Genomic DNA, 15485 nt, shown 5'->3' with positions numbered 1-15485 from the left:
TTACCACATTGCCTCGCAGAAAATGAAACGGCGGGTATCAGATCCCGCCGCCAATGGAGTGTTAATGTGCCGGTGATTTCTGTGCCAGTCGTTCAGGCTCATGCTTGTACTTAAAGAACAATGCAAAGATAACCGCCAGAGCCAGCGCATACGCGGCAAACACCAGCCAGATAGTTTGCCAATCCTTGACGCCATCGACAGAAAAATAGTCTACCGCCATACCACTCAGGATTGATCCCACCCACGCGCCAACGCCGTTTACCATCGTCATAAACAGCCCCTGCGCGCTGGCGCGAATGTTAGAGCTAACCTCCTGCTCGACAAATACCGATCCCGAGATATTGAAGAAATCAAACGCACAGCCGTAGACGATCATCGACATCAGCAGCAGCACAAAACCAAACGGAGACGGATCGCCAAAGGCAAAGAAGCCAAAGCGCAGCGTCCATGCCAGCATGCTCATCAGCATCACCGTTTTAATGCCAAAGCGTTTAAGGAAGTACGGAATAGTGAGAATAAAGCCCACCTCCGCCATCTGTGAAACGGAAAGCAATATGGAGGGATACTTCACCACAAAGCTGTCGGCAAATTCCGGGTTACGGGCAAAATCATGCAGGAACGGATTGCCAAAGACGTTGGTGATTTGCAACACCGCCCCCAGCATCATCGCAAACAAAAAGAAGATTGCCATCTGCGGTTTTTTAAACAGAACAAAGGCGTCCAGACCGAGCTTGCTGGCAAGCGTGGTGTTTGCTTTCTTCTCAGCAACCGGGATTTTCGGCAACGTAAGTGCATACAGAGCCAGCAGCAGCGATGCGCCTGAAGCGATATACAACTGCGCGCTGCTCAGTTCCAGTCCCATCAAACTGACTGTCCACATCGCCACAATAAAACCTATGGTGCCAAACACACGAATTGGCGGGAACGCGGTGACCGGATCCTGACCTGATTGCGCCAGGCACGAGTATGAGACGCTATTCGATAACGCAATCGTCGGCATATACGCCATTGCGTTAACCAGCATCACCCAAAACATGGTCTGCGGATCGGTAACGGTTGTGGCATATAGCAACACGCCCGCACACACCAGATGACAAAGCATATAGGCGCGCTCGGCGCGTAGCCATTTATCGGCAATGATGCCCATAATGCCCGGCATGATAATCGCCGCCAGCCCTTTCGAACTGTAAATCATACCGACGTTCGCGCCGGTAAAATCCAGGGTATTAATCATGTAGGAACCCAGGGTTACCAACCAGCTTCCCCAGATGAAATATTGCAAAAACGACATGAGCTTTAAGCGAGATGCGATACCCATTTTTCCGTTCCTTGCCATAAAGTAAGACCCCGCAAGCGGGGTCATTTTTTAGTTATTCAGGCCAGTTTGCGCAAGAATCCGCAGATCAAATTGATGAAATTCTGCCGGGAGAGTTCCGCCGCAGCCAGCGTCTGCGCGTGAGATAATTTAACATCACCCAGACCTTCCGCCAGGTTGGTGATGGCCGCCACCGCAACCACTTTCAAACCGCAGTGGCGCGCAGAGATAACTTCAGGCACCACCGACATCCCCACCACGTCACCACCGATAATTTGCATCATGCGGATTTCTGCCGCGGTTTCAAAGTTCGGCCCCGGATAAGAGACAAAAACCCCTTCACTCAGCGGGAATCCTTCCTCAGCGGCAACAGTTTGCAGGATCGCACGGTAGTCAGCATCATAGGCATTCGCCAGTGAAAAGAATCGCTCGCCAAAACGCTCATCGTTTGGCCCTACCATCGGCGTACCCGGCATCGTATTGATGTGATCGCTAAGCGCAACGAGGCTACCCGGTCCGACTTCGGGACGCAAAGAGCCTGCAGCATTGGTGCAAAACAGCAGCTCACAGCCCAGCAGCTTCAGCGTACGAATGGCATCCGTCATCACCGTCATACCGCGACCTTCATAGAAATGTCCACGTCCTTTCATACAGGCCACCGGAATTCCCGCCAGATTTCCCAACACCAGTTCACCAGCATGACCGTGTACGGTACTCACCGGGAACCCTGGTAGTTTCTCGTAAGAGATGGCAACCGCATCCTCAATTTGATCCGCCAACGCCCCCAGGCCTGAGCCGAGGATAAAGGCTACGCGCGGCGTAAAATCCGGTTTGTAACCACGAATGATATCAGCGCTATACCAGGGATTTTGCGAGAAAAGAGAGTGGCTCATGAGATGTCCTTAATACTGAGTAATCGAAATAACGTAGCGTACCGCATTGTTATAGCGAGACTACGCAATCGATTACCAATACCGTTTATCCCGATAACCGATAGTAAATCGGTATAGATGGCATGTGCTAAATCGGCCTGAACTCACATTTTTTTTCTGCCAGAAATGGCAAGGAGTACCAACACATCAGGAATTCGTCAGACGAGTGGGCTGACAAAGCCCGCCTTGCAAATGACTGACTAACATTTGTTGATTATTAATAAGCGAAAGCAGGTACAACAACGCACTTTCGCTAATCAATAATTAAAATGGGGGAAACTGCTGTTTACTTCTTATAGAGTTCGCTGGTCACTACAGCCTGAGAACCATTGCCTATAGAAGAGAAGTTCTTAATGACAAAGAAATCAGCACCTTCTTTATCTGCCATTTTCGAAATTTTGTGCATACATTGATTCACCGTATTTTCCGTTACGGTGATTGACTTGACATGCTTTAAACTATTGGCTTCTTGTTGCGAGATTTCTGTAGCAGCAAAGGCAGACAGACTGAGAAAACACAAAGAAGCGGCCAATGATGTGACTAATGTCTTTTTCATAACTATCCTCATAACTTTCATATTAATATTTGAGCGTCAAGATATACTCTTCACATAATATTGCAAACAAAAACTCTTCTATTTATAAAATAGACGAATTGACAAACATTGAAGAGTAATGAACATCATATGTATTATTCAATAGGTTTATTATAGCGGGTTAAATACTTGCATAATAAACGCAGAAAAATAACACTAAATATCCACGAGGCATTTAGTGTTATTTGCAATTAATTACCAGCCACTTCGTTAAGAAGGGTTGCCAGGATGCTAACTGGAGCAAAAATATTATGTGCAACACCATAATCAAACTCCAGAACAGTACTTGCATCCTGATAATCTATATGGGTATCACCATTATCATCCTGCCAAATAACCACCCTTAGGGGTAACTCTATTGCCGCATGAGGATTTGCTTGCATGGCAGGAGTACCACCCTTTGGGTTACCAAACAGAAATAACATCGTCGGTCGCAGAGCAAGACCTGCTTCCGTTGCCGCTTGCTGTTGATCAACCTGCACAAAAATACGAATATTTTTAGCATTCAATACGCTGACGAGTCTGTTTACAGTATCATCAAAATTGAACTTACTAGGCAGCGTTTTTGTCCGCTCCGGCTTTCTCATCTGTCGTTCCTTTATTTATAGAATATTCATGAAAATACCCGCCAGCGAATGACGGGTATTGATAAATGCTAGCAAAGTTATTTAGGCGTCACTTCGACAGAGCCCCAGCTGATACCATTTGGGTTGTTGTCTACCGGGAGCGTGTTCACTACCTTACGCTCATTAATGTCAATCATCGAAACAGAGTTTGCAAATGAGTTAGTTACGTAAGCATACTTGCCATTTTTATCGACAACCACGCCATGGGCCCCATCGCCAGTAGTGATGGTTTTCGCTACCGTAAGGCTTGCGATATCAATCATGTTTATTGTGTTACCCGGCTTGCTCTTCGAGCCCTGATTGGTTACCAGCATGCTTTTACCATCCGGAGTGCCAAACAGCTGGATTGGTACGGTACCAACATTAATTTTCTTCACAACTTTACGCGTTGCTGTATCAATCACCGCTACAGCGTCTTCACCAGACAGGGAAACAAACACCCGTTTTCCGTCCGGTGAGAAACCTACCTGGGCTGGCATTTTACCTAATGGGATCTGCGCGACTTCTTTATTACTGGCTGTATCGACAACGGATACCGAGCCCCCTTTCATATTCGCGATATAAACTTCTTTACCGTCAGGACTCACTCTGAGGCCATGAGGGAATTTACCTACATTAACTGTCGTTAAATTTTTCAAATGTTCTGCATCAATCACGCTGATAGTGTTATCTGCACTATTTGAGATATATGCCATTTTCCCATCAGGGGTGACGACAACATGCGCAGGGTGTGCGCCAACCGGAAGTTTTGCAATAACCGTATCATTTTCGGCATTAATAACCCAAACTTCGCCATGTTCCTTTTTGCCTGCATGAGAATCTTTGCCCATATCCATTTTCTCAGAATGGGCATCTTTACTCATATCCATATGTTCAGAGCCTGATGAATGTGTCCCGTTAGCACCAAGGTTGGTTACCCAAACTGTTTTATTGTCTGGTGACACCTGAACGTTATGCGGCATTTTACCAACATGTACTTTATCTACAGTCTTTAAAGACGCAGCATCAAGTACATTAACTGAATCTGCACCTTCATTTGCTACATATACTCTGTCTGCTGCAAACGTATAACCAGACCATGCCAGCATACTAATTTGCATTGCAATTAAAATTTTATTTTTTCTTATCATCGCCGCCAATACCCCATTAGTTAAATATATTTACCGGATTAGTTTCAGCAACCAGCTATTGTAGGATTATTTAACATGTCACTAATATTACTCCATTGGGATCGTGTTAATTCTACCTATAACGAGTTACTGTATAAATTGCTTAGTCATTTCATTAATCAATCGCTATACATCATTGTATTAGATACTGCTATCCGTACTTGCGTATAAAGAGTATCAACCTTCCAGCAAGTGGAAGGTCAAGAAAAAAAGTAATAATTTAAAATAGCCTTACAAATCCGCAAGCTAAGCAATTGCCTAAGAATATCGCAGGAGAATTTATAAATATAAAGAGGTAGTCCGGTGCCGGGTAAAAATATAAAAGTTAACGATCAGTTCATCGATACTGAAAGCCAAACTTAACGACATGACAAACACCAGCCATATCGTTAAAGCTGGTACAAAGGATCCCGTGCCCGACCGGCGGTTAATTCACTGGCCTGCATCCGTACTACGTCCCACAGCGCCTGGGCCGCAGTCGATAAAGAACGATTTTTACGTCGTGCCAGCATCAATTGTCGTTCCACAACCGGCGTCAGGCGTTTAACCTGCAAATGGCTGCCCTGTGGCAGAGGAAGCGCCAGCGCAGGCAGCACGCTGATACCAATCCCCGCCTCAACCATCGGGAAAAGCGTGGCAGGGTGACCTATCTCCTGAACGATATTGGCCTCAATGGAAAAGTGAGCCAGTGCCGCATCGATCAACGGTCGACTGCCGGAAGCGTAATCCTGTAATACCAGGCGCTCATGATATAAATCCTGCCAATTTACCCATTCGCGTTGGGCTAGCGGATGATCCTCTCGACACAACAGCAGGAACGGTTCGGATAACACCGCTTCACACTGTAGATCGGTCACAGCACCTGGATCTATCACAATGCCAAAATCCACCTCGCCCTGACGAATACTCTCCAGCACCCACTGTTGCGGACGATCGTGCAGCACAAAATCGATTGCTGGATAAAGCTGATTACTCTGGGCAATACACTGTGGAATAAGGTGAGCAGATATTGTCTGGCTGGCGGCAACGCGCACCGTTCCGGTTAACTGCGTTCCCACCTGGCCTGCTTCACGCAGCGTGCTGTGCAGTTCATCCAGAATACGTTCCAGCCGCGCCGCCAACTGGTGCCCTGCTTCTGTCAGCACCACTTCCCGCGTTGTTCTATCTAACAACCGCACACCCGTCTGCCCTTCCAGCTCTTTAACGCTGTGGCTGACCGCAGACTGGCTTAAGCCAATGATATCCCCCGCCCGGCTAAAGCTTTTGGCCTGAGCGACGGTAACAAAGATACGGAGCTGACGCAGAGAGTAATTCATCTATTCGATTCATATATGGATGCAATAAATCAATTTTATTTCTCAAACAGAAAAACGCAAAATGTTCCTACCGAATTTCAGGAGCTTTTATGAAACTTTTTCGTATCCTTGATCCGTTCACGATAACGTTGATTACGGTCGTTTTACTGGCGTCCTTTTTCCCGGCCGAGGGTGGCTTTGTACCTTTCTTTGAAGGCTTAACCACCGCTGCCATTGCCCTACTGTTTTTTATGCACGGGGCGAAGCTTTCACGTGAAGCCATTATTGCCGGCGGTAGTCACTGGCGTTTACATCTGTGGGTGATGTGCAGCACGTTTGTTGTTTTCCCGGTGCTGGGCGTTCTGTTCGCCTGGTGGGCACCGGTAAATGTTGACCCGATGCTGTACACCGGTTTCCTGTACCTGTGTATTTTGCCGGCCACGGTGCAGTCGGCAATCGCTTTTACGTCGCTGGCGGGGGGTAACGTTGCTGCCGCCGTGTGTTCCGCTTCGGCCTCCAGCCTGCTGGGTATTTTTCTCTCGCCGTTACTGGTTGGCCTGGTAATGAATATGCATGGCGCAGAAGGCAGTCTGGAGCAGGTGGGGAAAATCATGCTGCAGCTGCTGCTGCCGTTCGTACTGGGACATCTTTCACGTCCGTGGATTGGTAACTGGGTGTCCCGACATAAAAAATGGATCGCCAAAACGGACCAATCCTCCATCTTGCTGGTGGTATACTCCGCCTTCAGTGAAGCCGTGGTTAACGGGATCTGGCACAAAGTGGGGATTGGCTCACTGCTGTTTATCGTGGTGGTCAGCATCGTATTGCTGGCAATCGTGATTGGCATCAACGTCTTTGTTGCGCGGAAATGCGGCTTCAACAAAGCCGATGAGATCACCATTGTCTTTTGCGGATCGAAAAAGAGCCTGGCGAATGGGATCCCAATGGCAAATATTCTGTTCCCGACGTCAGTGATAGGAATGATGGTGCTGCCGTTGATGATCTTCCATCAAATTCAGTTGATGGTGTGTGCCGTGCTGGCACGTCGCTACAAGCAACAAACGGACGCATTGCAGGCGCAGCAGAAAAGCCGCGCCGCAAAGGCTTAGCGCGGGCGCTTCAGGGGCTGCACCAGTTGCGTCAGCCCTTCAGTTTTAATCAGCAGCGTGATTTGCATCAGCTCGCCGAGCTTGCCCGGCGGGAATTCATCTTTACGGGCAAACCACAGCAGATACTCTTCCGGTACATCAATCAGCCGACGCCCTTTATATTTGCCAAAGGGCATCACGGTATTGGCGATTTCAACCAGCTGCTCTTTTTCCATCTCAGGCACCCAGTAAGCGGATCATTTCAGCTTCATCGATCACGGCAATACCCAGTTCCTGCGCTTTTGCCAGCTTCGAACCCGCCGCTTCACCGGCAATCACCAGGTCGGTTTTCTTCGATACGCTGCCGGCCACTTTTGCACCCAACTCGGTCAGTCGCGCTTTGGCGTCATCGCGTGACATCAGGCTCAGGCTCCCGGTCAGCACTACCGTTTTACCCGCGAAGGGGCTGTCGATTTCTTCAGCGTTGATGACCACCGGCGCCGGCCAGTGAATCCCCTGCGCCAGCAGTTGGACGATCACCTCGCGGTTACTCTCTTCAGCAAAGAAATTAAACACGTGGGTCGCTACCACAATGCCGACATCCGGCACTTTTTGCAGCTCTTCAATGGAAGCCGCTTCCAGCGCCTCAAGGGTGCCAAAATGCGCCGCCAGACCAGCCGCCGTAGCTTCGCCGACTTCGCGAATACCCAGCGCATAGAGGAAACGGGCAAACGTTGTTTCTTTCGCTTTTTCCAGCGCATTCACCACGTTTTGTGCCGATTTCGGCCCCATACGATCAAGACCGGTCAGCTTACCTGCGGTCAGTGTGAAGAGATCCGCTGGTGTGTGGACATACTCCTTCTCGACCAGTTGATCGATAATTTTGTCGCCCATGCCGTCAACGTCCAGCGCACGGCGGGAAACGAAGTGTTTCAGCGATTCCTTACGCTGCGCTCCGCAGATTAAACCACCAGTACAGCGAGTAACCGCTTCGCCTTCCACACGCTCAACGTCTGAGTTGCATACCGGACAGTGTGTGGGAAACTCAATTTCACGCGTATCGTCCGGGCGCTCGGAAAGCACGACATTCACTACCTGCGGGATGACATCGCCCGCACGGCGAATGACGACTTTATCGCCAATACGCAAACCAAGACGCTCAATTTCATCCGCATTGTGCAAGGTGGCGTTACTGACCAACACCCCGGCAACCTGAACTGGCTCAAGGCGGGCGACAGGTGTAATCGCCCCGGTACGTCCAACCTGAAACTCAACATCACGTACGAAGGTCATCTGCTCTTGCGCCGGGAACTTAAAGGCCACCGCCCAGCGCGGCGCGCGGGCAACAAAACCCAGTTGTTCCTGCAACACCATAGAGTTGACTTTGATCACCACACCGTCGATATCGAATCCCAGCGTCGGTCGGTCTTCTTCAACCTTGTGATAGTAAGCAAGTACTTCCTCCGGAGAGTCGCAAAGCGTAACTCTGTCGCTCACCGGCAATCCCCACTCTTTAAATTGCAGCAGACGGCCCAGGTGGGTATCAGGCAGCACACCACCTTCCAGCACACCAACGCCATAGCAGAAGAAAGTAAGCGGTCGCTTCGCTGTGATACGCGGATCGAGCTGGCGCAATGACCCGGCCGCTGCGTTACGCGGGTTAGCAAACACTTTGTTGCCAGTGCGGCGGGCCTCTTCGTTAATTTTTTCAAATCCGGCCTGCGGCAGGAACACTTCACCGCGCACTTCCAGACGCGTCGGAATGTTATCGCCTCGCAGTTTTAACGGGATCGCACGGATGGTGCGCACGTTCGAGGTAATATCCTCACCCGTAGTACCATCACCACGCGTTGCGGCACTGACCAGCACACCGTTTTCATACAGGATACTGACCGCCAGCCCGTCCAGCTTCAGTTCGCAGCACCAGGTTAGTTTATCCGTACTCTTTAGTCTGTCCTGCACGCGCTTGTTGAAGGCGAGAAAACTCTCTTCATCAAACACGTTATCCAGCGACAGCATTGGCACTTCATGGCGAATCTGGCTGAACGCTGCTAACGGGGCGGCGCCAACACGTTGGGTTGGCGAGTCGGGGGTGATAAGTTCCGGATGCTGCGCTTCCAGCTCGCGCAGTTCACGCATCAGGCGATCATATTCCGCATCGGGAATTTCCGGCGCATCCATCACATGGTAGAGATACTCATGATGGCGAAGCGTGGTTCGCAGTTCTGTCAGTTGTTGTTCGATTGATTCCATATCGCACCATCAATGATAAAAAACCCCCGACAGGCGGGGGTTTAGCAAGGAGATGTCACGCCAGAGGAAAATCAGGCGCGAGATTCTTTAACTTCGCGGATGCGGTCCTGATACTCGCGCAGTTTCTGCGGCGTCATCATGCGACGTTGATCGTCGAGCACCACACCACCCACTTCATCGGCAATGTGCTGCGCGGACTGCAGCATCAGCTTAAAGTTTTGCAGCTCGTCACCGTAGGACGGAACCTGCATAAAAATAGTCACGCCAGGGGTGCTGAAATCACCCGTCATTTCGGGGTCAAACGTTCCTGGGTTAACCATATTGGCAAGGCTGAACAGCGAAGGACCGCTGCCATCCGGGCTCAAATGACGATGGAAAATATTCATATCGCCAAATTTAAAACCGGCTTGCTGAATGCTGTTGAGCAGCACTTCACCGTTGAGCTCACTACCGTGATGCGCCGCAACGTTCATAATAATGACCGCTTCTTTACGCTGCGGTTTTTCAGCAACAGGCGCTTCTTCAACTACCGGCTCAGGCTGCGGTTGATGTTCAACGGCAGGCTCTGCGGGCTGGAAAGCCTGCGGCGCAGGTTGCGGTGCTTGCTGCACGGGCTGCTGAACCTGCGGAGCAACGGGCTGATGCTGCATCGGCTGCTGCACAGGTTGTTGCTGAACAGGCTGATGCTGCACCGGCTGCTGCGGTTGCACGGGCTGCGGCTGCTGCTGAGCATGCGGCGGCGGTACCGGCGCTTGTGCAGGCTGCGGCGCGGGTTGACGCGGCTGAGCAGACGCATAAGGCGGCTGGTACTGGTGTTGCGGCGACTGAGGAGGAACACCATGTTCCTGCGCGTTACCGGGAGCATGATTCACACGATGAACGCGAACTTCGCCCACGCCTTCGTCTTCCTCGACGTTGTCGTCGAACGAATCCTCGTCTTCACGTTTAGACTTCATGCGTTTCAGTGGGCGATCGCGGAATATAGAAGACCGCTCTTTACGGCTAGTCCAAAAACCATGTACCAGTAAAGCGATTATGGCGATCGCGCCAACAATGATTAATATCAGACGCAAATCCTGCATCATTATATTCTCTGTTGTTCTAACACCTTGCCACCACGGCAAACATTTACTCACTAAGAGTATTTGTCGATTACGCCAAGTGCAAGTGCACTCTTGGCTTTCACGGCATAAAGATGAACAAAATTGTGCTTTTTGCTGTTTTTTCGAACATTTCTGAACAGCTTAACGCTCAACAACCCGGTAAGATACGCAAAGTTTACCAGAGCTTATATAACAAGGAGTATGTCCTGACCATGGTTTCATCATCTGCAGTCGTACCTCGCAGCGGCCTTTATTACTTTTCACAGGGATGGAAGCTCATCACCCAACCGGGCATTCGTCGCTTTGTCATCCTGCCTTTGCTGGTGAATATCCTGCTGATGGGCGGCGCATTCTGGTGGCTATTCACACAACTCGATAGCTGGATCCCCGCGCTGATGAGTCACGTCCCTGACTGGCTTCAGTGGCTCAGCTACTTGCTGTGGCCGATTGTCACTATCTCCGTACTACTGGTGTTCGGCTACCTGTTTTCCACCATAGCCAACTGGATTGCCGCGCCGTTTAACGGTCTGCTGGCAGAACAGCTGGAAGCACGCTTAACGGGCGCAACACCGCCTGACACCGGCGTTCTCGGCATCATGAAAGATGTTCCCCGTATTATGAAACGTGAATGGCAAAAGCTGGCGTGGTATCTCCCGCGCGCCGTCGTGTTGCTGATCCTCTATTTCATTCCGGGTATTGGTCAGACCGTCGCCCCGGTGCTGTGGTTCCTGTTCAGCGCGTGGATGCTGGCCATTCAGTACTGCGATTATCCGTTTGATAACCATAAGGTGCCTTTTAAGGAGATGCGCGTCGCGCTGCGCACACGCAAGGTCACCAATATGCAATTTGGCGCATTGACCAGCCTGTTCACCATGATTCCGGTGCTCAATCTGTTCATCATGCCGGTCGCGGTTTGTGGTGCCACGGCGATGTGGGTAGACTGCTATCGTGCTAAGCACGCGTTATGGAAGTAATGCAAAAATGTGTAAAAGCGGGCTGGCTTATGCCCGCTCTTATTCCATACTGCAACGCATTATTTCCTGGTGGCATATAGATATACGAATTCCTTACTTCCCCATACTTTCTCAACAGGTATGCTGAAGCGGTATCCCAATTTCATACAGTTAAGGACAGGCCATGAGTAAGATTTTTGAAGACAACTCGCTGACTATCGGTCATACGCCGCTGGTTCGACTGAACCGTATCGGTAACGGACGCATTCTGGCGAAGGTGGAATCACGCAACCCAAGCTTTAGCGTCAAATGCCGTATCGGTGCCAACATGATTTGGGATGCCGAAAAACGTGGTGTACTGAAACCGGGTGTAGAGCTGGTCGAACCAACCAGCGGCAACACAGGGATTGCGCTGGCCTACGTTGCCGCAGCTCGCGGTTACAAACTGACTCTGACCATGCCTGAAACCATGAGCATTGAGCGCCGCAAGCTCTTAAAAGCGCTGGGCGCAAACCTGGTGCTGACCGAAGGCGCAAAAGGTATGAAGGGCGCGATTCAGAAAGCGGAAGAAATTGTGGCCAGCGATCCGGAAAAATTCCTGCTGCTGCAGCAGTTCAGCAACCCGGCAAACCCGGAAATCCACGAAAAAACCACCGGCCCGGAAATCTGGGAAGATACCGATGGCCAGGTTGATGTCTTTATTTCCGGCGTCGGTACTGGCGGTACGTTGACTGGTGTGACCCGTTACATTAAAGGCACTAAAGGCAAAACCGATCTGATCACCGTCGCGGTTGAACCTACCGACTCCCCTGTTATCGCCCAGGCGCTGGCAGGTGAAGAACTCAAACCAGGCCCGCATAAAATTCAGGGCATTGGCGCAGGCTTCATTCCGGGTAACCTTGATCTGAAGCTTATCGATAAAGTCGTTGCCATCACTAATGATGAAGCTATTTCTACTGCGCGTCGTCTGATGGAAGAAGAAGGTATTCTGGCTGGGATCTCCTCCGGTGCTGCGGTTGCTGCCGCGCTTAAGCTCCAGGAAGATGAAACCTTTACCAATAAGAATATAGTGGTTATTCTACCGTCATCGGGTGAGCGTTATCTGAGCACTGCACTGTTTGCCGATCTCTTTACAGAGAAAGAACTGCAACAGTAGTGCCAGCATGTTAAAAACGCGTAAAAAAGCACCCTTTTGGGTGCTTTTTTGTGGCCTGCTTCAAAGTTTCAACTCGCCTGGCATTGATTCAGCCCGCCGGAACTGGTATTTAACCAAACTAATTATTTTGATGCGCGAAATTAATCGTTACAGGAAAAGCGCTAGCTGAATCGATTTTATGATTTGGTTCAACTCTTCCTTTCGCGGCATAATGTTTAATGACGAACGAAACGTCAGCGGCAAGAAGTTGCCAGCAACGGATTGCACCGAACTCCTTTTGTGTCGCGTCCAGTTTACGCCGATGCTAACAATACAGGCTAAAGTTGAGCCGCCAGGCTAGACTTTAGTTCCACAACACTAAACCTATAAGTTGGGGAAATATAATGTTCCAGCAAGAAGTTACCATTACCGCTCCGAACGGTCTGCATACTCGCCCTGCTGCTCAGTTTGTTAAAGAAGCAAAAGGCTTTACTTCTGAAATTACTGTGACTTCCAACGGCAAAAGCGCTAGCGCCAAAAGCCTGTTTAAACTGCAGACTCTGGGCCTGACTCAGGGTACCGTTGTCACCCTGTCCGCAGAAGGTGAAGACGAGCAGAAAGCAGTTGAGCATCTGGTTAAACTGATGGCTGAACTCGAGTAAGTTCAACGAGTTCTTTTAAATATCAGTCACAAGTAAGGTAGGGTTATGATTTCAGGCATTTTAGCATCCCCGGGTATCGCTTTCGGTAAAGCATTGCTGCTGAAAGAAGACGAGATCGTCATTGACCGGAAAAAAATTTCTGCCGACAAGGTTGATCAGGAAGTTGAACGTTTTCTGAGCGGTCGTGCCAAGGCATCTGCGCAACTGGAAGCGATCAAAACCAAAGCTGGTGAAACGTTCGGTGAAGAAAAAGAAGCCATCTTTGAAGGGCATATCATGCTGCTCGAAGATGAGGAGCTGGAGCAGGAAATCATAGCCCTGATTAAAGATAAGCACATGACGGCTGATGCAGCTGCGCATGAAGTTATCGAAGGTCAGGCCACAGCCCTGGAAGAGCTGGATGATGAATACCTGAAAGAACGTGCGGCTGACGTACGTGACATCGGTAAACGCCTGCTGCGTAACATTCTGGGTCTGGCAATTATTGATCTGAGCGCTATCCAGGACGAAGTTATCCTGGTTGCCGCAGACCTGACCCCGTCAGAAACCGCACAGCTGAACCTGAACAAGGTGCTGGGTTTCATCACTGATGCGGGCGGACGTACCTCTCATACCTCTATCATGGCGCGTTCTCTGGAACTGCCTGCCATCGTAGGTACGGGCAGCGTCACCTCTCAGGTGAAAAACGACGACTATCTGATTCTGGATGCCGTAAACAATCAGGTTTACGTCAATCCGACCAACGACGTTATTGAGCAACTGCGTGCCGTTCAGGAGCAGGTTGCAACCGAGAAAGCGGAACTCGCTAAGCTGAAAGATCTGCCGGCTATCACGCTGGACGGACATCAGGTTGAAGTTTGCGCCAACATCGGTACCGTTCGTGACGTTGAAGGCGCCGAGCGTAACGGCGCTGAAGGTGTGGGTCTGTACCGCACCGAATTCCTGTTCATGGACCGTGAATCGCTGCCAACTGAAGAAGAACAGTTTGCTGCGTATAAAGCCGTTGCTGAAGCCTGTGGCTCTCAGGCGGTCATCGTCCGTACCATGGACATCGGCGGCGATAAAGAACTGCCGTACATGAACTTCCCGAAAGAAGAGAACCCGTTCCTGGGCTGGCGTGCCGTGCGTATCGCCATGGATCGTAAAGAGATCCTGCGTGACCAGGTTCGCGCTATCCTGCGCGCCTCTGCTTTCGGCAAACTGCGTATCATGTTCCCAATGATCATCTCTGTTGAAGAAGTGCGTGCACTGCGCAAAGAGATCGAAATCTACAAACAGGAACTGCGCGACGAAGGTAAAGCATTTGACGAGAGCATTGAGATTGGCGTGATGGTGGAAACACCAGCTGCGGCAACAATTGCGCGTCATTTAGCCAAAGAAGTTGATTTCTTTAGTATCGGCACCAATGATTTAACGCAGTACACCCTGGCAGTTGACCGTGGTAATGATATGATTTCACACCTTTACCAACCGATGTCGCCATCTGTGCTGACGCTGATCAAGCAAGTTATTGATGCTTCTCATGCTGAAGGCAAATGGACTGGCATGTGTGGTGAGCTTGCAGGCGACGAACGTGCTACACTTCTGTTGCTGGGGATGGGTCTGGACGAATTCTCTATGAGCGCCATTTCTATCCCGCGCATTAAGAAGATTATCCGTAACACGAACTTCGAAGATGCGAAGGTGTTAGCAGAGCAGGCTCTTGCTCAACCGACAACGGACGAGTTAATGACGCTGGTTAACAAGTTCATTGAAGAAAAAACAATCTGCTAATCCACGAGATGCGGCCCAATTTACTGCTTAGGAGAAGATCATGGGTTTGTTCGATAAACTGAAATCTCTGGTTTCTGATGATAAGAAAGACACCGGAACTATTGAGATCGTTGCTCCGCTCTCTGGCGAGATCGTCAACATCGAAGACGTGCCGGATGTAGTTTTTGCTGAAAAAATCGTTGGTGATGGCATTGCTATCAAACCAACCGGTAACAAAATGGTTGCTCCTGTTGATGGCACCATCGGCAAAATCTTTGAAACCAACCACGCTTTCTCTATCGAATCCGACAGCGGCATTGAGCTGTTTGTTCACTTCGGTATTGATACCGTTGAACTGAAAGGCGAAGGCTTCAAACGCATCGCTGAAGAAGGTCAGCGCGTGAAAGTGGGCGACCCGGTTATTGAATTCGATCTGCCGCTGCTGGAAGAAAAAGCCAAGTCTACCCTGACTCCGGTTGTTATCTCCAACATGGACGAAATCAAAGAGCTGATCAAACTGTCCGGTAGCGTGACAGTGGGTGAGACTCCGGTTATCCGCATCAAGAAGTAATTCTTTTTGCAGAGAAAGATGGCGCCAGCAGGCGCC

General features: G+C 50.0%; 15 protein-coding genes. 6 read left to right on the top strand and 9 right to left on the bottom strand.

The features are described from left to right. Positions 1 to 61: 61 nt before the first annotated feature. The 6 genes from OGY67_RS00690 to OGY67_RS00665 all read right to left on the bottom strand — a co-directional run bounded on the left by OGY67_RS00690 (position 62) and on the right by OGY67_RS00665 (position 5953). Positions 62 to 1318, bottom strand: coding sequence for a nucleoside permease (locus tag OGY67_RS00690; RefSeq protein WP_003834901.1), 1257 nt, complete (start codon positions 1316 to 1318; stop codon positions 62 to 64). Between the two features lie 56 nt (positions 1319 to 1374). After that, on the bottom strand, positions 1375 to 2208 hold the full coding sequence (gene xapA / locus OGY67_RS00685; protein WP_008785395.1) for a xanthosine phosphorylase: 834 nt from the start codon (positions 2206 to 2208) through the stop codon (positions 1375 to 1377). 325 nt (positions 2209 to 2533) lie between these two features. Further along, positions 2534 to 2803, bottom strand: coding sequence for a YdgH/BhsA/McbA-like domain containing protein (locus tag OGY67_RS00680; RefSeq protein WP_008785396.1), 270 nt, complete (start codon positions 2801 to 2803; stop codon positions 2534 to 2536). A 230-nt stretch (positions 2804 to 3033) separates the two neighbouring features. After that, positions 3034 to 3429 (bottom strand): DUF302 domain-containing protein, encoded by a 396-nt coding sequence (locus OGY67_RS00675; RefSeq protein WP_286573109.1) that lies wholly within the window; start codon positions 3427 to 3429, stop codon positions 3034 to 3036. A gap of 77 nt (positions 3430 to 3506) precedes the next feature. Next, the gene (locus OGY67_RS00670) at positions 3507 to 4598 is read right to left on the bottom strand and encodes a YVTN family beta-propeller repeat protein (protein ID WP_153752525.1); all 1092 of its coding nucleotides are present in this window, start codon (positions 4596 to 4598) and stop codon (positions 3507 to 3509) included. A 428-nt stretch (positions 4599 to 5026) separates the two neighbouring features. Continuing rightward, entirely contained in the window at positions 5027 to 5953 is a 927-nt protein-coding gene (locus OGY67_RS00665; protein ID WP_003834913.1) for a LysR family transcriptional regulator, read from the bottom strand. 89 nt (positions 5954 to 6042) lie between these two features. On the opposite strand from OGY67_RS00665, the gene OGY67_RS00660 reads away from it, so the two are divergent. Further along, the gene (locus OGY67_RS00660; RefSeq protein ID WP_003038103.1) at positions 6043 to 7041 is read left to right on the top strand and encodes a bile acid:sodium symporter family protein; all 999 of its coding nucleotides are present in this window, start codon (positions 6043 to 6045) and stop codon (positions 7039 to 7041) included. Here the strand turns inward: OGY67_RS00660 and OGY67_RS00655 are convergent. From OGY67_RS00655 to zipA, 3 genes are all read right to left on the bottom strand, one after another. After that, positions 7038 to 7256, bottom strand: a complete 219-nt coding sequence (locus tag OGY67_RS00655; protein ID WP_153752523.1) for a DUF3820 family protein — start codon at positions 7254 to 7256, stop codon at positions 7038 to 7040. The two genes, OGY67_RS00660 and OGY67_RS00655, sit on opposite strands and share 4 nt — an antisense overlap. A 1-nt stretch (position 7257) precedes the next feature. Further along, a complete protein-coding gene (gene ligA / locus OGY67_RS00650) occupies positions 7258 to 9273 on the bottom strand; it encodes an NAD-dependent DNA ligase LigA (RefSeq protein ID WP_060683464.1) in 2016 nt (671 codons plus the stop codon). A gap of 71 nt (positions 9274 to 9344) precedes the next feature. Then, entirely contained in the window at positions 9345 to 10358 is a 1014-nt protein-coding gene (zipA, locus tag OGY67_RS00645; RefSeq protein WP_048215814.1) for a cell division protein ZipA, read from the bottom strand. A 230-nt stretch (positions 10359 to 10588) separates the two neighbouring features. On the opposite strand from zipA, the gene cysZ reads away from it, so the two are divergent. The 5 genes from cysZ (at position 10589) to crr (ending at position 15449) form a co-directional block, all read left to right on the top strand. Next, positions 10589 to 11350, top strand: a complete 762-nt coding sequence (cysZ, locus tag OGY67_RS00640) for a sulfate transporter CysZ (RefSeq protein WP_057066948.1) — start codon at positions 10589 to 10591, stop codon at positions 11348 to 11350. Positions 11351 to 11513: 163 nt separating this feature from the next. Beyond that, entirely contained in the window at positions 11514 to 12485 is a 972-nt protein-coding gene (gene cysK, locus OGY67_RS00635; protein ID WP_003038091.1) for a cysteine synthase A, read from the top strand. Between the two features lie 383 nt (positions 12486 to 12868). Continuing rightward, positions 12869 to 13126: a phosphocarrier protein Hpr gene (gene ptsH / locus OGY67_RS00630; RefSeq protein WP_002913505.1), complete on the top strand. Its 258-nt coding sequence runs from the start codon at positions 12869 to 12871 to the stop codon at positions 13124 to 13126. 45 nt (positions 13127 to 13171) lie between these two features. After that, positions 13172 to 14899: a phosphoenolpyruvate-protein phosphotransferase PtsI gene (ptsI, locus tag OGY67_RS00625; protein WP_008785405.1), complete on the top strand. Its 1728-nt coding sequence runs from the start codon at positions 13172 to 13174 to the stop codon at positions 14897 to 14899. 40 nt (positions 14900 to 14939) lie between these two features. Next, positions 14940 to 15449, top strand: a complete 510-nt coding sequence (crr, locus tag OGY67_RS00620; protein WP_000522253.1) for a PTS glucose transporter subunit IIA — start codon at positions 14940 to 14942, stop codon at positions 15447 to 15449. The last annotated feature ends 36 nt before the right edge of the window (positions 15450 to 15485 follow it).

Source organism: Citrobacter sp. Cpo015 (assembly GCF_030333035.1).
GTDB lineage: Bacteria > Pseudomonadota > Gammaproteobacteria > Enterobacterales > Enterobacteriaceae > Citrobacter > Citrobacter portucalensis.
The sequence above is the reverse complement of the archived record's forward strand: the minus strand, read 5'-3'. Positions and strand labels throughout refer to the sequence as shown.